The organism is Pseudonocardia sp. 2-7 (assembly GCF_056341085.1).
Window position 1 is genome coordinate 4,225,549 of record NZ_CP094507.1, and the last position, 18,204, is coordinate 4,243,752.

Sequence of the window (18,204 nt, forward strand, 5' to 3'; positions counted from 1 at the left end):
ACCGGCCAGAGAGGACTGTCCCGCTGATGCGTGGAGGAGCCGCCACGACACCGGTGGCCGAGCCACCGCCGACGGCGACGATGCCGTCGTCCCCGGGCCGGGCGCGTCCCGGGGTCGGATGGTCGACCTGGTCGGTCGCGGCGATCGTGCTCCTCGTCAACCTGCCATGGCCGCACGTCGAGGCCGGTGGGTCCTCGGTCACCGCCGCGGACCTCGCGTCGCTGGCCCTGGTGACGGTCGTCGTCGCCGGCCTGGTCGCCGGCCGGTTCGACCTGCCCCGGCCCGCCGCCGTCGTGCTCGGCGCACTGGCCGCGGCCGCCACCGTGTCGGCTCTCGTGGCCACCGACACCGGTGCGGCGCTGTCGGGGCTGGTTCGCTACCTACAGGTGTTCGTGCTCGTGCCGGCCGCCGTGGCCGCGGTCGTCCGGACCCCGCAGCGGATCGCCGTCGTCGCGGGCGCCTTCGTCGTGTCCGGACTCGTACAGGGCGCCGTGGGTGTCGTCCAGTACCTGAGCGGGACCGGCGCCTCCATCGGCGGCGAGACCGTGCGTGCCGTCGGCACCTTCGGCGCCCAGGAGATCATGGCCATGTCGGCCGTGGTGAGCTTCGCCCTCGCCGTGTGCGTCGCGGGCGCCGTCGCACTGACCGATCGTCGTCACCGGATCGTTCTGACCGGCCTGGCCGTCGCGCTCCTGGTCCCGCTCGCCTTCTCCCTGAGCCGCGGCAGCTGGCTCGCCAGCGCCGTGGTGCTGGTGCTGCTGCTCGCCCACCTCGGACCGGCCGGGCTGCTCCGGGCGGCCGGTGTCGTGACGGCCCTGGCCGTCGTGCTCGTCGGCGGGTTCGGGCTGGGCGGCGGCGAGATCGGCACCCGGCTGGGCAGCGCCGTGTCCTCCGTCGGCTCCCCCGACTCCTCGGTCGGCGACCGCTACCACCTCTGGGACACCGCGACCTCCATCTGGTCGGAGCACCCCGTCACCGGGGCCGGGCTGCGCAGTTTCCCCGAGCTGCGTGACGGGCACGCGCCGCTGGGGCTGAACTCGAGCAGCGACACCGACCAGCCGGGGGCCGGCTACGTCAAGCAGGAGCTGCTGTCCCCGCACAACCAGTACCTGCTCGTGCTCTCCGAGCAGGGGCTGCTGGGCGCGACCGCCCTGGTCGGCCTGCTCGCGACGGTGGCACTGGGCACCCTGCAGCGGGTCCGGCGCAGCACGACGCCCACCGAGCGGGCGGTGGGGCTCGCCGTGCTCGGCATGGTGCTGTGGCAGGCGATCGAGTTCCTGTACGCCGACACCGGCGGGCCCACCAGCGTCCTGGTCGGCGTGGTCGTCGGGCTCGCCGCCTCCTACGGCCTGCGCAACCGCCCGGGATCCGGCGCGCCCGGCGTCACCGGTCGCCCGGGGACCCGGAGCGGGCGCGGCTCCGGGGAGTCGCGCATGGTCCTCACGGCGACCGCCGTGTCGGCGGTGCTCATCGCGCTCGGGTCGCTGGGCGGCGTCGTGCGCGACCTGATGCTGGCGTCGTACTTCGGCGCGGACGGCACCACCGACGCGTTCCTCGTCGCGTGGACGATCGCCGAGTCCGCCGTGCCGCTGCTCATCGACGGTGCGATGGCGCTGCTCCTGGTACCGGCCTTCACCCGCGCACTGGCGGGCGCCGAGCCCGGGGCCCCGACATCGGATCCGCGGGCGGCGGTCGCGGGCGTGGTCTCCTACGCCCTCCCCCGCCTCGCACTCGGGCTCGTCGTCGTCGCCGGGATCGTCGCGGTGACGGCACCGTGGCTGGTCGGCGCACTGGCCCCCGGCCTGGCCCAGCCGGAGCTCGGGGTGCAGGCGATGCGCGTCGTCGCCGCCAGCCTCGTGTTCATCGGTCTGGCCGGCTTCGCCGCGGGTGCCCTGCGGGCCCACCTCGTGTTCGGGCCGCCCGCGGCCATCTCGCTGGCGTTCAACGTGGGGATCGTCGGCTCGATCGTGCTGTTCCACGAGCGGCTCGGCGTGCTGTCCGCGGCCATCGGGGTGACGGCGGGAGCCGTGCTGATGGTCGCGGTGCAGCTGCCGTCCTACCTGCGGCGCATCCCGGTCCCGCGGGCCGTCCTGGTGAAGTCCTCGCTGATCAGCGTCGGGGCCTTCCTACCGATCGCCGTCTACACGCTGACCCGCCAGGCCCAGGTCTACGTCGAGCGGTTCGTCGGGTCGACCCTCGCGGAGGGGACCATCTCCCACCTCAACTACGCACAGAAGATCGGCCAGCTGCCCTCGACACTCGCCCTCATCATCGCCGTGGTCACCTTCCCGCTGCTCGCCCGCAGTCTGGTCGCCGGTGACGCCGGCGACGCGCGGCGCCGGCTGGAGGCCGACGTCCGCATCGTCGGCGCCGTGGTGCTGCTGTCGACCACCTTCCTGTTCGTCTTCGCCCCGCAGGTGGTGCAGCTGCTGTTCGAGCGGGGCGCGTTCACCGCGGCCGACACCGCGGACACCGCCGCGATCCTGCGGATCTACGTCTTCGGTCTGCTCGGTCAGGCTCTGGTCGAACTGGTCTGCCGGGCGCTGTTCACCGGACGGTCGACGTTCCTGCCGGCCGCCACGATGGGGGTCGGGCTCGTGGTGACCGCGGTCGTGGCCGGCATCGGCGCGAGCGTCTGGGGTGCTCCCGGCATCGCAGCGGGCAACGCGGCCGGGATCTCGGTGACCGCGGTGGGACTCCTGCTCGCCCGCCGCTCGAGGGCGCAGGCGATCGACCCGCGGGCGATCGGTGTCATCCTGCTCCGGCTGCTGCCCGCCGCCGCGGTGACGGCAGCGATCGGTGTCGGGATCGCGTCGCTGGTCCGGGGCCTGCCCGGCATCGTGGCGGTGCCGGTGGGGGGAACGGCCATGATGGTCGTCTTCGCCGCCGTGGCGATGGCGACCGGCGGGCTGCCGTCGGTGCGTGCCGTGCTCGGAACGGGGAGCGCGTCGTGACCGCCACCCGCTGGCCCTGGATCTGGATGTACCACTCGGTGGACCACTACGCCGAGGACCCGTACCAGGTGACCGTGACCCCCGACCGGTTCGCTCGGCAGATGGCCTGGCTCGCAGCCCGCCGGCTGCGTGGGGTGGCGGTGTCCGAGCTCCTGGAGGCCCGCCGGCACGGGCCCGCCCGCGACCTGGTCGGTCTCACCTTCGACGACGGCTACCGGGACTTCCTGCACCGGGCCGTACCGGTCCTGCGCCGTCACGGCTTCACCGCCACCGTCTACGTGCTCAGCGGACGCCTCGGCGGGACCAACCAGTGGGACGTACCGGGACCGGTGAAGCAGCTGATGACTGCCGACGAGGTCCGCGCCGCGGCGGCGGAGGGAATGGAGATCGCCTCCCACGGGGTCTCCCACGTCTCGCTCCCGACCACCGGCGTCGGCGACCTGCGCGACGAGATCGAGCGCAGCCGCGCCGAGCTGAGCGACCTCGTCGGGCGGCCGGTCACCGGTTTCGCCTACCCGTACGGACACGTCGAGCGCCGCGAGATCGAGGCCGTGCGGTCCGCCGGCTACGCCCACGCCGTCGGGATCGCGCCGCACGAGCGGGCCGGCCGCCACGCGCTGCCGCGCACCTTCGTCGGGGAGCGCGACGGCGGGGTGCGGCTGCGCGCGAAGGACGTCCGCAGCCAGATGCGGGTCCCGGACGGGGAGGCGACGTTCGTATGAGGGTTCTGCACGTCATCACCGGTCTCGACGCGGGTGGTGCGGAACAGCAGCTGCGGCTCCTGCTGCGCCACCGACAGGTCGAGACCGAGGTCGTCGCACTCTGCAACCCGGGGGTCGTCGCCGACGGACTGCGCGCGGACGGTGTCCCGGTCCACCTCGTCCCGATGTCGGGAAACACCGACGTGGCCGCCGTGCTGGTGCTGGCCCGGCTCATCCGGCGGGGCCGTTTCGACGTGGTCCACACCCATCTCTACCGCGCCTGCGTGTACGGCCGGCTCGCCGCCCGGCTCGCCGGTGTGCGCACGATCGTGGCGACCGAACACTCCCTGAACGGCGAGCTCATCGAGGGCCGCCCGGTGGACCGGCCGGGGGTGCGCGGGCTCTACGTGGCCACCGAGAGGCTGGGGCGCGCGACGGTCGCCGTGTCCGCCGACGTCGCCGGGCGGCTCCGCGAGTGGGGGATTCCGGATCAGCGGATCACCGTGCTGCGCAACGGGACCGACGTGGAGGGCCACCGCTTCGACAGCTCCGACCGCGAACGCGTGCGTCGCCGGTACGCCCTGCCCGCCGACCGTCCGGTCGTCGGTGTGGTCGGGCGGCTGGAAGCGCCGAAGCGGGTCGATGTGTTGCTCGACGCGCTCCCACGGCTGCCCGGTGTCACCGCCCTGGTCGTCGGACGGGGCGGCGAGCGGGCGGCGCTGGAGCGGCGCGCCCGTGAGGCGGGTGTGGCGGACCGGGTCGTCTTCACCGGTGAGGTCGACGACGTCGCCGCCCACCTGAGCGCGATGGACGTGCTCGCGTCGCCCTCCCCGGAGGAGACCTTCGGTCTGGCGCTGCTCGAGGCCGCGGCGTCCGGGCTGCCCGTCGCCTACGCCTCCGGGCCCGTCCTCGACGAGCTCGCCGACCCTCGCCACGTTCGCGTCGCTCCCGACGGCGACGCCGTCGCCACCGCGGTCGCGACGCTGCTCGACCGGCCGCCGGACCGTCGTCCGGCCGCGGGCCTGGACCGGTTCGACGTGTCCCGGGTCGCCGCGGAGCTCCACGCCCTCTACCTACGGCTCACCGACCGCGAACCGACACCACGAAAGGCCCTGTCATGAGCGAGCCCAGCACGTCCGGCGGATCACATCCCGGCACGGGCGTCTCCGGGAACGGGTCGGGCCCGGTGGACGATCCGACCGCGGAGACCAGCCGGTTCGCGGCGACGCCGCCCTCCCCCGCCACGGGGCCACCCTGGTACCGGCGGCGTGCGGCGCTGCGCGCGGTCGTCGTGGCGCTCGCGGTCCTGGCCGGGGCGGGCGGCGGGGCGGTGTACGGGCTGGTGAGCGGTCCGACGTTCCGCACGGCCGCCTACGTGGCGGTGACCGCGCAGGACGCCGACGGCCAGCAGCGCGCGACCAGCTTCGCCCAGGCGTTCGGACGGATCGCCGGGGAGCCCGCCGTCGCCGCGACCGCCGCGGCGGAGCTGCGCACCCCGGTCGAGCAGCTCCTGCGCCGGGCCGAGGTACAGACCTCCCCCGACGCCCCCCTGGTGGAGATCGCCGGGCTCTCCGGTGACCCCAGGGAGGCGACGGCGATCGCGAACGCCCTCGCCGGCAGCCTCGTCGCCTACGGCAACGAGCGCAGCGTCGAGACCAGCGTGACGCTGGCCGTGTTCGCGCCGGCCGTGGAACCGGTGGAGCCGGTCTCCGCCTCGCCGGCGCTGCTCGCACTGGTCGGCGGTGCCGCGGGTGCGCTGCTCGCCGGTCTGGGCCTGTTCGCTGCCGCGAGCCGGGCGCCCCGGTGGACCGGCCCCGTTCCGGACGCGCCGCCACAGCCCGCCCCGGCACCGGCGGCGCCGCAGCTGCCGGCCCGGCGCAACGGCGCGAACCCGTCGTCGACGGCGGTCCGGCGGTGACTGCGGCCGTCGGGATCGGGGGCGGCTGGGCCGTCGCCTCGGTGCGGGACGCCGGGGAGTTCCGGGCGCTCGCCGCCGAGTGGGACGACCTCGCGGACCGCTGCGCGACCGCGACCCCGTTCCAGCGTTCGGGGTGGCTGCAGGCGTGGTGGGACCACTACGGCCACGGCGCCTCCCTGCACGTGGTGACGGTGCGCCGCGACGGACGCCTGGTCGCCGGCGCCGCCCTGACGGTGCGCCGGGTCGCCGGCGTCCGAGTCCTCGGCCCGGTCGGTGGCGGGCTCTCGGACATCACCGAGTTCCTGGTGGACGAGTCGGTGCGGCCCGAGGCCGTGCGCCACCTCGCCCGGTCGGTGCTGCTCGAACCGGGCTGGCAGGTGGTGGAGCTGCCCGAGGTGCGCGGGGACGGGGTCGCCGCGGCGGTGGCCGGGCACTGGCGCGGGGCGGTGTCGGTGGCGTCCTCGGTGTGCCTGGAGGTGCCGTTCGGCTCGGTGGAGGCACTGCTCGCCGGTACCGAGGGACGATCGCGCAAGCGCCTGCGTACCCGCATCCGCAAGGTCCGGGCCACCGGTGTGGAGTACGTCCCGGCCGGTCCGGGCACCACCGTCACCACCGCGGCCGGGGTCGCGACGCTCCTCGACCTGCACGCCCGGCAGTGGGAGGGGCGCGGCGGCAACCCCGAACACCTCACCCCCCGCTACGCCGCCATGCTGACCGAGGCCCTCGACGTCCTGGTGCCGGCGGGCGCCGCGCACCTGGACCTGTACCGCGTCGACGGTGTCGACGTGGCCGCCATGCTGCTGCTCGTCGGCCCGCGCGCGGTGTACGCGTACCTCCTGGGCATCTCGCCCACCCTGCGGGACGGAGGCGACGGGGCGGCGATGACCCTGTCCCGTAGCCTCGACGTGGTGGAGCAGCGCGAGCGGGTGGCCCTCGACATGCTGCGGGGCGCCGAGTCCTACAAGCGGCGGTGGCAGACCGTGGACGTCCCGCACCGGCGGGTGCTGCTGTCCCGGCGCCGCTCCCCGGCCGGCACCGCCCACGTCGTGGCGGTACGTGCTCGGGCCGCGCTGCGCGACCGCGTCCGCGACCGCGCCCCGGAGCTGCACGCACGCCTGGGTGCGACCGTCCGGGCGCTGCGCGCCGACGGTGCCGGCTCCGCGGCACGGACCCTGCTGGACCGACGGCCCCCCGGATCCGGGGCCCCGACGACGTGAGGGTCCTGCACGTCGCCCAGCCCACCGTGGCCGGGGTGCACAGCTACGTCCTGGGCGCTGCAGTGGACCAGCTCGGACGGGGATGGGACGTTCGCGTCGCCTGCCCGTCGGACGGTCTGCTCGGCCATGACGTGGCCGCCGCCGGGGTGCCGCACGCCGTCTGGGAGGCGGGCCGGTCCCCCGGCCTCTCGGTGCCTCGCGAGGTGCACTCGCTGGGGCGGCTGGTCGCGGAGATCGCGCCGGACGTGCTGCACCTGCACTCGGCGAAGGCCGGGCTCGCCGGGCGGCTGGCGGTGCGCGGCGCCGTTCCGACGCTCTACCAGCCGCACGGATGGTCCTGGCTGGCCGCGGACGGCCTCCAGGCCAGGGCCGCTCTGCTCTGGGAGCGGTCGGCGACGCGCTGGAGCGCCTGCGTGGTGGCCTGCGGCGAGGGCGAGGCGGCGCAGGGCCGCGCGGCCGGTGTGCCCGGCCCGATCACGGTCGTGCGCAACGGCGTGGACCTGGGCCGATTCCGCCCGGCCGGCCCGGCCGGGCGGCGCGACGCCCGTAGAGCCCTGGGTCTGCCCCACGCCGCGCCGATCGCGGTCTGTCCCGGGCGGCTGACCCGCCAGAAGGGGCAGGACGTCCTGCTCGCCGCGTGGGGTGCGGTGCGGGAGCGGGTGCCGGACGCCCGGCTGGTGCTGGTCGGTGGCGGCGACGACGCGCAGATCGGCGCCGCAGCGAACGGGACGCCCGGCGTCGAGCGGTTCGGCCCGACGGCGGAGATCTCCCGCTTCTACGCCGCGGCGGACGTCGTCGTGCTGCCCTCCCGCTGGGAGGGGCTGTCGCTGTCCGCCATCGAGGCCCTGGCGGCGGGCCGCTCGCTCGTGGCCTCCGACGTGCCCGGCCTGACCGAGCTCGTGCCGCACGCGGTGGGTGCCCTCGTCGCTGCGAACGCCCCCGGTGAGCTGGCGGAGGCGGTGGCCGACCGGCTCCTCGACCCCGGGCTCGCAGGCCGTGAGGGCCTGGCCGCGGCGGAGTGGGCGCGCGGGTTCGACATCACCCGCACCTGGGCCGGGCTCGCCGAGCTGACCGGGCGGACCGCCCGTGTCAACGCCCGTAGAGCTCCCTGACCACCGGCGCGGACCGCGGGTTCTCGCCACACCAGAACACGCCGTGCGGGCAGTAGTCGGTCATCGTGCTGTAGACGGTCTCCTGCCTCGCCATCCAGTCGTGCATGCGCCGGAAGTACTGCGGGTCGTCGCCGTGGCGGAACAGGCCCCACTCCGGGAAGGAGACGGGCTTGCCGCGGGCGGCCGCGAACGCGGCGTGCTCCGCCAGCCCCAGGGGCTGGGAGACGAAGTCGTCGAACCTGCGGCCCGGGCCCTGGTCGTAGGAGTCCATCCCGATGATGTCGACGACGTCGTCGCCGGGATAGCAGTCGGTCCAGTCGATGTCGTCACGGCCGCGGTTGACGGTGAAGTCGAAGCGGAACTGCTGGCCGGGCACCGCCCGGAGGGTGCTGACGACGTTGCGGAAGTACGCCTTCCACGCCTGCGGGTCCGGCCGGCAGCGATGGGAGTAGGTCTCGCCGTTCATCTCCCAGCCGGGCACGATGATCGCGCGCTGCAGTCCCCGCTCCACGAGACGCTCACCGAGCGTACGGAAGTGGTGGTCGAACTCGCCTGCCGCGCCGCGGCGCAGGATGTCCGCGACCTCGTCGTCGGGCAGGTCGGCCTCGTTGGGGGCGGCCATCGGCACGTTGAGCACGAAGAGCCGGCCGGGATTCTCCCGCTGCCACTGCGCCCACGGGTCGAGGATGTAGGCGGGGCCGTCGAGGTCGTCCCACCCCTCGCCCGGCAGGTAGGTGTGCCCCACGTCGACGGGGCGGCCGAGCCACTGTTCGAACTCCGCGAGCCGCGCGACGCCCTCGGCGTCGGATCCGGTGAAGGCACCGAAGGGGAAGGGGCGCGCGGGGCCGTCGTCGGCCGGTCCGGCGGAGCAGGACAGCAGCAGCGCGAGCGCAGCGGCGAGCAGCAGGGCGGTCATCGGCTTCCGGCGGCGGGGACTTCGTGGCGGGGAGACGATGATCAGCCTAGCGCCGAACCGCCGTGCGGGGTGCGAGCTCGTCGACGATCCCGCGCACGGCGGCGAAGACGCGGTGCACGGCATCGCGGTGCGCGGCGTCCGGTCCGCCCATCGGGTCGGGCACGGTGTCGTCGGCCGGGGGGATGGTGCCGCGGGTGGCGCGGGCGAGATCGACCAGCGCCCGGCCGCGTTTGACCAGGTCCGGCGGGAGGAGGGTGGTGTCGGCGGCCGCGGCGAGCCGGGCGAACTCGCGCAGCGCGAACGTGCGGTCCAGCAGGTGCGGGTGACGCTCGAGCACCGCGGAGCGGTGGCGGACGTTGGCGCCGAGGACGAGGTCGACCCCGTCGACCGCGGCATCGTCGAGCGGGCGGGCCCGGAAGCCCTCGGCGCGGTCACCGTCGAGCCCCCAGGGCGCGAGCTGGGCCCGCGACTGCGGGTTCATCCCGGCCCCGACGACAGCGGCGACCCCGGCGCTCGACACCTCGACCCGGGCCGCCTCCCGGCCGCCGAGGCGCCCCACCAGCAGGTGACGCAGCAGAAGCTCCGCAGCGGGCGAGCGGCAGATGTTGCCCGTGCACACGATCAGCACCCGGAACCGGTCGTCCGGTCCCGGCTGCGTGATGGTCTGCGGCGGGCGTGCCATCGCCCCAGTGTGCGGCGCGGCAGCACGCTCGGCCAGCGTGGTCATGGTGGGCCCTCCCCCGACGGTCCGTCCTCCGTTCAGTCGTGTGCGACGGGCCGTCCATTTCCGCCGATCGGCCGCGGACCGCGGAGATCAGCACGATTGATGACGACATGTGGCGTGGACCTCACGACACGGCGGCTGTTCTCGCCACCGTCGACAACGGCGGCGCGCCGGCGGGGTGGTCCCGCGGCGGGCCATCGCCGTCGATCGACCTCCCGATCAGGTCGGGCCGGTGCAACGGGTTGCATCGCGGGCCGCCCGGCACCCAGGGCGGTGGGTGGAAGACCGGGAACCCACCGTCCATCGTGATGCTCCAGTCCCCGTGGTGGACCAACCGGTGGTGGTGCCCGCAGAGCAGAACCAGGTTGTCCAGATCGGTGGTGCCCCCGTCGGCCCAGTGCCGGACGTGGTGGGCGACGCACCACTGCGGCGGCGCCTCGCAGCCGGGATGCGCGCACCCGCGGTCGCGCTGGGCGAGGGCGCGGCGCTGCCCGCGGGTCGCGAGCCGGGCCTCCCGCCCGACGAACAGCGGCTCCCCGGCCGTGCCGAGCACGACCGGGACGACCCGCGCGTCGCAGGCCAGGCGCAGTGCGTCCCCGGCGGCGACGGCGGCGGACAACCCACCGGCCCCGAAACCGAGCAGCCCGGACCCGGTGCCGCTGGTGAGCGTGTCGAGCGGGACGGTGACGGTCAGGGTGACCGGCTGACCGTTCTCCACACCGAGGTCCCCGACGGCGAGCATCCGCCGCGCGAGCTCCACCAGACCGTCGCCGGTGCGTTCGGCGGACGAGCGCTCGTCACGGGCCCCGCCGGGCCCGTCCGGCGGGACCGGCGCGGTCAGCGGGGACAGCGCGGTGCGCAGCATCGCCGCGGACTCGGTGTCGAGCCAGCCCCGGGCCTCGTACCCGGCGCCCTGTGGGCGCAGCACGAACCGGTTGCGCGACGACTTCGGCTCCCGCGGGCGCGGCCCGTCGGGGTCCAGCAGCGCGATCGCGCGCCGGCCGAGCTTCTCGACGGCGTCGGGATCCAGGGTGCGGGCGTGGTGGACGAGGTCGGCCTCCAGCACCGGTCGGTGCTCGTGCAGGTGCGGCGGCAGCATCGTCAGCACGCGCTGGACCACCCGCACATGCTCGGCGCCGACCGCGCCCTCGGCGAACGCCGCGGCCAGCTCGGGCAGCTCCGCGTCCACCCGCTCCCCCGTGATCAGGTACAGCGGGGACAGCGCCCGTGCCGCGTCGACCCGGGCGCGGGCGGTGGCGCGCGAGACGTTCTGCACGGTGCGCAGCAGGTCCGCGGTGTCGCGGAATCCCCTGTCCCCGGCCAGTCCGCGGGTGGCGATCTCGGCGACCAGCGCGACGAGTGAGGCGGACTCGCGGTTGATCCGCTCCTGGACGTCGGCGACCGCGAGGAGGAGCTCCTCGTCACCGGCCTGCCAGACGTCATCCACACAGTCGACTCTACTCGACCATACGTTCGAACAATACCCGTTGAGCTGGGCGGACACCGGGCAGCGGCGAGCGGTCAGCCGGTGAATCCGTCCATGATCCCGTCGCCGTCCAGGTCGGCCCCGCAGGCCGCGGTCCCGTAGTAGCTGCTGGTGGGGTCCGAGCAGGCGGACTCCAGTCCGTCCCCACTCACCTCGTGCTCCTCTGTCTGCAGCTGCTCCAGGTACTCCCGCTGCGCCTGCTCCTTGGCTGCGATCAGGTCGGGGCAGTTCTTGTTGGTGATGTAGTGCGGGTGGGCCGGGTCCTCGAACTCCGGGTCCGCGGTCGGGTCGCAGGTGTAGAGCACCGGCTCCGGCTCGTCCGCCACGAACGACGCGAGCGGCGCGTCCGGCACCACCACCGGCACGGGCGGCGCCGGGAACTCCCGCGCGACCGCGCCGGGACCCGTCGGAGCCGGGGCCGCTATCGCGACCACCGGCTCGGCGGAGGCGACGGACGCGACGCAGAGCGCGGCGGCCGTCGTCGCCGGCACTAACCCGGCCAGCAGGGCGCGGGAGAGGGAACGCGTGGGCGGCGGTGCGACGTCATCGTGCGGTCTCCTCGGGTCCGGCGGGCCGTCGACGCGGCCCTGTCCTCCGCTGGATCGCTCCGGACGGACCAGCCCGTTATCGGCCGTTCGGCGGTTCATCGGAGTTGACGAGACGGCGGCCCCGCGGTCAGGGGCCGAACAGCGTCATGACCAGGTCGGTGATCTGCGCGATGTTCGTCCCGAGGGCTGTCAGGTCGACGAGCTGATCCGGCGTGCGTCGACGTTCAACACCGGCTGATGGCCACCTCTACCAGGACCCGCACGACCCGAACGCGCGGCTGTTCGTGCACTACGGCGACCTCACCGACGCCTCCCGGCCGGTGACGCTGATCGAGAAAATCCACCCCGACGAGGTCTACTACCTGGGCGTCCGGTCCCACGTGCGCATGTCCTTCGACGAGCCGGAGTACATCGGCAACACCACCGGCGTCGGGACGACGCGGCTCCTCGATGTCATCTGCGTGGTCGGCGTCGACTGCCGCCCTACCACGCCAGCAGCTTGGAGATGCTTGGCGCGATTCCCCGCCGTAGAACGAGGACACCCTGTTCTACCCGCGCTCCCCCTACGGCGCCGCGAAGCTCTACGGCTACTAAATCGCCCGCAACTGCCTCGGGGGCCACGGCCTCTACGCCGTCAACGGAATCCCTGTTCAACCACGAGTCCCCGCCGCGGCGAGACCTTCGTGACCCGCAGGATCGCTCGCGCCCCGGCACGGATCTCCCTCGGCATCGAAAGGACGTCTACCTCGGCAGCCTCGACGCCGTCCGCGACTGGGGCTACGCCCGGAGTGCGTCGAGGGCATGTGGCGGATGCTGCAAGCCGACGAGCCCACCGCCTACATGCTGGCCACCGGCACGACCTAAAACGTCCGCGACTTCGCCCGGTTCTGCTTCGACCACGTGAACCTCAACTGGTAGGACTACGCGCGGTTCGACGAGTCCTACCTACGCCCGACCGAGGTCGACGGGCTCATCGGGGACGCGTCGAAGGCGGAGAAGATCCTGGGGTGGAAGCCGCAGGTGCTGGCGCGCATCATGGTGGACGCGGAGCCGGGGCTGGAGAAGGCAGGCAGCGCACTCGTCCGGAGCGCAGACGCGAACTAGGACCGCTCCCGCCACACTCGACGAAGACGCTGCGGGTCCGGTACCGGCCGCTGACCATGTCATGTCGCACCCGACTCCACGATCTACTGCACCTCTCCCAGCAGTGCGACCGTGTTGCACCTGGGTGTGCCGGCGTGGATGCCGGCACACCCAGGGGTCAGTACTTGTCCTGCAGGCTCACAGCGCCTTCCAGTGCATCCGCCGAGGTGCAGATGAGATGCAGCGGAACCTCGAACTCTTCGACGCTGAGATCCGCGAGCAAGTTGGAATGGCGGAGGGTCACCAACTCACCGACCTTCGACAGGGACCCGCACACCTGGTGCTCAACTCTGTCGAACAGAGACGTCAGGTTCGTGTTGCGCAGTTCGCCGATGGGCGACTCGATGTGGACCCATTCCTGCCCGGACGTCGAGACGATGTGGCTTACGAGCACGCGCTGGGACCTGCCGTTGGCGATCGTGAAGTCCAGGGCGAGGAAGGTCTGCTTATCGGTGTCGACCTGGTAGTTCGACGCGATGTACCGCCGAAGCTCTTCCCAGGTGGCCATGTCAACGCCGCCCCGTACCGTTGCATGCGAAGCAGTCCTTCTTGCCCCGGCAGGTCTTGCAGTTCACAGGAAGGATGCCTCCGGTCAAGCCGCGGCCGTCGCACTCAGGGCATCGACGGTTTCCGCGGCAGGTCGGGCACTGTGCCATAGCTGGATCTCCGATCCGGTTCGATGAGTGACGTGGTCAGTTCTGCTGTTCGGCCGCGCGTCGGGCGACAGCCTTATCGTTGAAGACGATCGCGGGTTCCGGCCGATCCGTGGCCAACCACACGGCGGCCGTAACCGGCCACACCATCGCCTTCCCGGTGTTGATAGCCAGCCACTCGAGGCCAACCCCGCCCGGACCGAACAGTGCGAGTCCGTGCCAGAACCCTAGGCCGGCTCGGACACGGAAGACAGACATCGCAACGAGCATTCCTACGAAATAGATCAGCACCAAGTACCCCACGCCATTCCTTCCAGCAGAACGCTCCCCGTCGCCCAAGGCGGGCAAACGGCAAGATCGGAGTATGCAGATCACAGCTCATCTGCACCATCATCAATCGACGACTGTCCACCAGAGCCGTGGACACCTCCTGAACTGGACGATCGCGAGCCACCGGTCGCCCTGGCGAGAGGGATCCGCACGACGTTCGACTGGTAGACCGGGGGCGTCCAAACCCGATCCAACAATCATCGTGGACAGCACTTCATCACTATTGATGAAGTGGTGCACCCGATGAACCGTGGCGTAAAGCGGTGCGGCGCGTCAGATCCTGACGGGCCGACCTAAGTCTCAGTCAGCGAGATCTCCGCGTTTCCCCGCATCACCGACGAAGCCGGGAGCGAACCCGCATCTCTGGAATAGCCACCGGATGGCCAGGACGGACAGTCCTCCCGCCATCACACTTCGGTGCTGGAAAGCCGGGAGGAACACAGGACGCGACACTTCTGATGATCATCGCAGGTGCCCCACTGTCGCCGACACCCATCGCGCAGCGACGAACGACTCCTGGCCCGGATCGACTCGGCTGATCCTGTGCCCGACCGCGGCGCCTCCCGTCGTGGTGTGCGACGGAGTTCCGTCGTCTCCCTAGACATCGAGCAGGGGCCGTCGACCGGCGGTCCTGCGAAGGAGGGGGAGATGAGACTCCTGACCGGCGCCCTCGTGGCGCTCACCGGGGCAATCGTTACCGCGTGCGGCCCCGCACCGACCAGTGTGGCCGACCCGGCCCACGCGATCACGATGTCCGTCCAGCCCAACGCCGCCGCACTCGCGCCGGCGCCGGGCGGGGAACTGCCCGCGGACCTGCGGGCCCGCGCCGAGGACCCGGCCACGACGACGTCGTCGTCCACCTGGAGTCGGGCGGCGACGTCGTCGAGACCGTCGACCTGGAACCGTGGCGGCCGAACGGAGGGATCGAAAACAACCCACAGCGATCCGCACGCTGGTCGGCGAGCGGCTGACCGTCCTCGCCGGGGCGATCGACCGGGTGGCGGCGGCGGGCACTGTGGACGATCCCCTCGGCGGGCTGGCGGCCCTCGTCGGCGGTGCGCACCCCGCCGGTGCCGGCGCTCCCGATGGTCACTACGGCCGGGGGCCCGACCACCGGCCCGGCCGTGTGGTCGGTGCCCGCCCCACTGCTGTTCTGGGCGGACTCCTGCGTGCTGCTCGACGTGGTCGCCCCGCCGCGCCGCCCAGCGCCACCAGAACCGGCCGGGGATCGGTGTCGGGAGGGGCCAGAGCCATCGCCACACCGCTGGCGCACGGACAGTCGGTACCGCCCTCGTCCACGGCTATTCGCCGAACCGCACGTTGTCGACCTGGACTCTGAGCGACGCGCCGACGTTGGTAGTGGCGTAGAACCGGACCTCGCGGATCGGCGTCATGGCATCGATCCGCACCGGGGACCGTGAGTCAGGCACATCGATCACGACCGCGTCGGACTCCACCGACAGCGCGACCGCGTAGCTGCGGCCCACAGTTAGTGAGCCTTTGCCAACCTCGGTGGACGTGCTGGTCAGCGGACTGCGGCGTGTCGTGGCCTCGAATGGGTGAAGCTCCTGGTAGACGGGCGATTGACTAGATCAACACGTCCCACCAGGAGCTTCAAGGTGTTGTCCTACCCGTCTGGGATGACCGTGTCCAGCCGCGCGCTCAACCTGCTCGCCGATCTCCTGCGCGGACACCGCGCCGCCCGTGGAACCCGGTGGCGCAAGCTCGCCGCCGGCCGCCAGGCGCTGCTGGTGGTCGCGCACCTGCGCAAGAACGACACCTACGCCGAGTTGGCCTGCGGGTTCGGGGTCGGCACCTCCACGGTCTACCGCTACATCCAGGAGGGGATCGAGCTGCTCGCCGCGAAGGCCCCCACCCTGGAACAAGCCATCGAGGTCGCGAAACGGAAGGCGTTCGTGATCCTCGACGGCACCCTGTTGCGCATCGACCGGGTCGGGATGGCATCGGGCTACGACCGGGCGTTCTACTCTGGAAAGCACAAAGCCCACGGACTGAACGTGCAGGTCATCGCGGACCCGGTCGGCCGCCTGGTGTGGATCTCCCCGCCGATGCCGGGCGCGCGGCACGACATGGGCGCAGCCCGCGAGCACGGGATCATCGACGCCCTGGCCGAGCATGAGATCCCCGCCGCGGCCGACACCGCCTACCAAGGCGCCGGTCCTACGGTCGCCGTGCCGCAGCGGCGTCGACGTAAGGACCCCGACACCGGCCGATTCCGGAAGCTGTCGCGACACCAGAAGGACGTGAACACCGCCCACGCCCACCGTCGCGGACCGGGCGAGCGGGTCAACGCCGAGCTGAAGAACTGGCGAGTCCTGCGCAAGATCCGGTCCAGCCCGAACACCGCCGACAGGCTCATCGCCGCAGTTCAGACCCTCATGATCGCCAGCGCGTGATCAGGTTGGCAAAGGCTCAGTGTCCCGTCCGCTACGTACTCGACATCGTCGCAGCTCGGATCCGCACAGCTCTCCACCGCGAACCCCTGCGGTGCGGTCAGGGTGTTGCCGGGTCCGAAGACGACGCGGCGCTGCTCACCGTTCTGACCGACGAGGATGACGTAGAGACCGCCCTCGCTCGGTCCGGTGCCGTCGACCAGACGCACGTCGAAGTCGACCTCACGGATGTCTTCCCCCGCATAGGCTGTGAGGGTCCCGGCTGTCTGCTCCGACGAGGCCCGGCGGACCTGCGCCTGCAACGTCCCGTCGACAACGGCGAAGTAGCCGGAGGGGTCCTCGACGGTCCACTTCGCCGGGTCGATGTCCGCCCCCGAGAAGTCGTCGAACAATCGCGCAGCCGGCGGCGCCGCCGTAGCCGTCGTGGGTGGCGCGCCGGCATCGCCCGCACCTGGCAAGAGCCCCCGGTCGTTCACGAACGCCAGCAACGCGACGACGAGGCTGAGGGCTGCAATGACCAGGCTCGCCATGCCGACCCTGCTCTGAGTCCACCACCGCACCGAGTTCCACGGCCGCTCCATTGGCGTCGCCGAGGGCGGAGTAACCTCCTTCCGCTCCGGCTCGGCGTCAGGGCCCTCGACGGCCGCTGGTTCCGGAGCTCCCTCGGGTTGGTCGAGGCCGGGTTCGTCACTCGAGTCAGGCGTCTCATCGGGGTGAGGTGGGGTCACATCGGCCTCCGCGCTGATGTCGATCTCGCGCGGTACAGCGGCGAAAGACCACGGAGCGTTACAGCCGGTCGGCACCCATGTCGATCGCAGCCTCGAGACGACGGCATGTCGATAATCCCCGCGCAGTTGTGTTACACGAGTCCGGGGAACATTGCCGCTTCGGGATCGACGGTGCGAGCCCGATCACGCACGGCGGCACCCTCGAGCCTCGGATTGCAGCCGGCCGTCACTGGTGTCTCATGAGATCCCCCACGCCGCGAAACGCGACGGACGGCACGATCGACCCCATCAACGGATCCCGGTGAGCCCGGGCACGCACCTCTCCCGGAGGACCCACACCATGCTGGAACGCACCGCACGTCTCTACGTCGCAGGCAGGCGCGGCTTGGCCGGCTCCGCGGTCGTGCGCGCCGCCGAGAGCGCCGGGTTCACCGACGTCGTCGGCGCCACCAGCAGCGAGGTCGACCTGCGCGACCGCACCGCCGTGTTCGACCACCTGCTCGAACAGCGCCCCGACGCCCTCGTCCTCGCCGCGGCCAAGGTCGGCGGCATCGTCGCCAACAACACCTACCCCGCCGACTTCCTGTCGGAGAACCTCCAGATCCAGACCAACGTCACCGACGCCGCCCGCGCCGCCGGCGTCGGGCGCCTGCTGTTCCTGGGCTCCTCCTGCATCTACCCCAAGTTCGCCGAGCAGCCCATCCGCGAGGACTCCCTGCTCACCGGCGCCCTCGAACCCACCAACGACGCCTACGCCGTCGCCAAGATCGCCGGCATCATGGCCGTCCAGTCCGTCCGCCGCCAGGACGGCCTGCCCTGGATCTCCGCCATGCCTACCAACCTCTACGGTCCCGGCGACAACTTTCACCCCGACCACAGCCACGTCCTGCCCGCGCTGATCCGCCGCTTCCACGAGGCAGTGCAGACCGACGCCCGCGAGGTCGTGCTGTGGGGCACCGGCACCCCGCGCCGCGAGTTCCTCCACGCCGACGACCTCGGCCGCGCGATCATCCACCTGCTCGACCACTACGACGACCCGCAGACCATCAACGTCGGCGTCGGCACCGACATCACCATCCGCGAACTCGCTGGCATCGTCGCCGACGTCGTCGGCTTCACCGGCGAGATCGTGCAGGACACCACCAAGCCCGACGGCACCCCCCGCAAGCTCCTCGACACCAGCCGCATCACCGACCTCGGCTGGAAGCCCACCATCGACCTGCGCGACGGCATCGCGGCCACCTACCGCTGGTTCGTCGACCACCGCACCGAGGCCCGTCTCGAGGGCTGACCGATCTCGGCTGTGGCGATCGGGGCTGCCAGCCTCCAGTGTCATCGATGGACGCCGACCGCCCGGCAC

At 72.5% G+C, this 18,204-nt stretch carries 17 protein-coding genes and 1 pseudogene; 10 read left to right on the forward strand and 8 right to left on the reverse strand.

The genetic code is table 11. The annotated features are described in order from the left end of the window. The first annotated feature begins 26 nt into the window (after positions 1 to 26). The 6 genes from MTO91_RS20335 to MTO91_RS20360 all read left to right on the forward strand — a co-directional run bounded on the left by MTO91_RS20335 (position 27) and on the right by MTO91_RS20360 (position 7,902). A complete protein-coding gene (locus MTO91_RS20335; protein ID WP_476652338.1) occupies positions 27 to 2,954 on the forward strand; it encodes a lipid II flippase MurJ in 2,928 nt (975 codons plus the stop codon). Beyond that, complete coding sequence (locus MTO91_RS20340; RefSeq protein WP_476652339.1) at positions 2,951 to 3,676, forward strand: polysaccharide deacetylase family protein; 726 nt, start codon at positions 2,951 to 2,953, stop codon at positions 3,674 to 3,676. Before MTO91_RS20335 ends, MTO91_RS20340 begins: the two co-directional genes overlap by 4 nt. Next, positions 3,673 to 4,776, forward strand: a complete 1,104-nt coding sequence (locus tag MTO91_RS20345; RefSeq protein ID WP_476652340.1) for a glycosyltransferase — start codon at positions 3,673 to 3,675, stop codon at positions 4,774 to 4,776. Before MTO91_RS20340 ends, MTO91_RS20345 begins: the two co-directional genes overlap by 4 nt. Positions 4,777 to 4,841: 65 nt before the next feature. Next, positions 4,842 to 5,573: a hypothetical protein gene (locus tag MTO91_RS20350; RefSeq protein ID WP_476652341.1), complete on the forward strand. Its 732-nt coding sequence runs from the start codon at positions 4,842 to 4,844 to the stop codon at positions 5,571 to 5,573. Continuing rightward, a complete protein-coding gene (locus tag MTO91_RS20355) occupies positions 5,570 to 6,790 on the forward strand; it encodes a GNAT family N-acetyltransferase (protein ID WP_476652342.1) in 1,221 nt (406 codons plus the stop codon). Before MTO91_RS20350 ends, MTO91_RS20355 begins: the two co-directional genes overlap by 4 nt. Then, complete coding sequence (locus MTO91_RS20360; protein ID WP_476652343.1) at positions 6,787 to 7,902, forward strand: glycosyltransferase; 1,116 nt, start codon at positions 6,787 to 6,789, stop codon at positions 7,900 to 7,902. Before MTO91_RS20355 ends, MTO91_RS20360 begins: the two co-directional genes overlap by 4 nt. Here MTO91_RS20360 and MTO91_RS20365 read toward each other — a convergent pair. The 4 genes from MTO91_RS20365 to MTO91_RS20380 form a co-directional block, all read right to left on the reverse strand. Continuing rightward, positions 7,880 to 8,818 (reverse strand): glycoside hydrolase family 26 protein, encoded by a 939-nt coding sequence (locus MTO91_RS20365; protein ID WP_476652344.1) that lies wholly within the window; start codon positions 8,816 to 8,818, stop codon positions 7,880 to 7,882. The genes MTO91_RS20360 and MTO91_RS20365 overlap by 23 nt on opposite strands. A gap of 46 nt (positions 8,819 to 8,864) precedes the next feature. Continuing rightward, the gene (locus MTO91_RS20370; RefSeq protein ID WP_476652345.1) at positions 8,865 to 9,500 is read right to left on the reverse strand and encodes an arsenate reductase/protein-tyrosine-phosphatase family protein; all 636 of its coding nucleotides are present in this window, start codon (positions 9,498 to 9,500) and stop codon (positions 8,865 to 8,867) included. A gap of 166 nt (positions 9,501 to 9,666) precedes the next feature. After that, on the reverse strand, positions 9,667 to 10,989 hold the full coding sequence (locus tag MTO91_RS20375; RefSeq protein WP_476652346.1) for an HNH endonuclease signature motif containing protein: 1,323 nt from the start codon (positions 10,987 to 10,989) through the stop codon (positions 9,667 to 9,669). A 74-nt stretch (positions 10,990 to 11,063) separates the two neighbouring features. Then, entirely contained in the window at positions 11,064 to 11,519 is a 456-nt protein-coding gene (locus MTO91_RS20380) for a hypothetical protein (protein ID WP_476652348.1), read from the reverse strand. Positions 11,520 to 11,860: 341 nt separating this feature from the next. Here MTO91_RS20380 and MTO91_RS20385 point away from each other — a divergent pair. Together MTO91_RS20385 and MTO91_RS20390 are read left to right on the forward strand one after the other, a co-directional pair. Beyond that, positions 11,861 to 11,989, forward strand: a pseudogene (locus MTO91_RS20385) (GDP-mannose 4,6-dehydratase); the annotation flags it as partial. Positions 11,990 to 12,548: 559 nt separating this feature from the next. Continuing rightward, positions 12,549 to 12,680 carry a hypothetical protein gene (locus tag MTO91_RS20390; RefSeq protein ID WP_476654934.1) on the forward strand — a complete coding sequence of 44 codons (132 nt, stop codon included), beginning with the start codon at positions 12,549 to 12,551 and terminating at the stop codon, positions 12,678 to 12,680. A gap of 157 nt (positions 12,681 to 12,837) precedes the next feature. Here MTO91_RS20390 and MTO91_RS20395 read toward each other — a convergent pair whose 3' ends face one another. From MTO91_RS20395 to MTO91_RS20405, 3 genes are all read right to left on the reverse strand, one after another. After that, a complete protein-coding gene (locus MTO91_RS20395) occupies positions 12,838 to 13,227 on the reverse strand; it encodes a hypothetical protein (protein WP_476654993.1) in 390 nt (129 codons plus the stop codon). 184 nt (positions 13,228 to 13,411) lie between these two features. Then, on the reverse strand, positions 13,412 to 13,663 hold the full coding sequence (locus tag MTO91_RS20400; RefSeq protein WP_476652349.1) for a hypothetical protein: 252 nt from the start codon (positions 13,661 to 13,663) through the stop codon (positions 13,412 to 13,414). Between the two features lie 1,340 nt (positions 13,664 to 15,003). Further along, positions 15,004 to 15,189, reverse strand: a complete 186-nt coding sequence (locus MTO91_RS20405) for a hypothetical protein (protein WP_476652350.1) — start codon at positions 15,187 to 15,189, stop codon at positions 15,004 to 15,006. A 132-nt stretch (positions 15,190 to 15,321) separates the two neighbouring features. On the opposite strand from MTO91_RS20405, the gene MTO91_RS20410 reads away from it, so the two are divergent. Next, the gene (locus MTO91_RS20410) at positions 15,322 to 16,119 is read left to right on the forward strand and encodes a transposase family protein (protein ID WP_379674574.1); all 798 of its coding nucleotides are present in this window, start codon (positions 15,322 to 15,324) and stop codon (positions 16,117 to 16,119) included. On the opposite strand, the gene MTO91_RS20415 is transcribed toward MTO91_RS20410, so the two are convergent. Continuing rightward, positions 16,092 to 16,646: a hypothetical protein gene (locus tag MTO91_RS20415; RefSeq protein WP_476652351.1), complete on the reverse strand. Its 555-nt coding sequence runs from the start codon at positions 16,644 to 16,646 to the stop codon at positions 16,092 to 16,094. The two genes, MTO91_RS20410 and MTO91_RS20415, sit on opposite strands and share 28 nt — an antisense overlap. A gap of 538 nt (positions 16,647 to 17,184) precedes the next feature. Between MTO91_RS20415 and MTO91_RS20420 the strand changes: the two genes are divergently transcribed. Continuing rightward, a complete protein-coding gene (locus MTO91_RS20420) occupies positions 17,185 to 18,135 on the forward strand; it encodes a GDP-L-fucose synthase family protein (RefSeq protein WP_476652353.1) in 951 nt (316 codons plus the stop codon). The last annotated feature ends 69 nt before the right edge of the window (positions 18,136 to 18,204 follow it).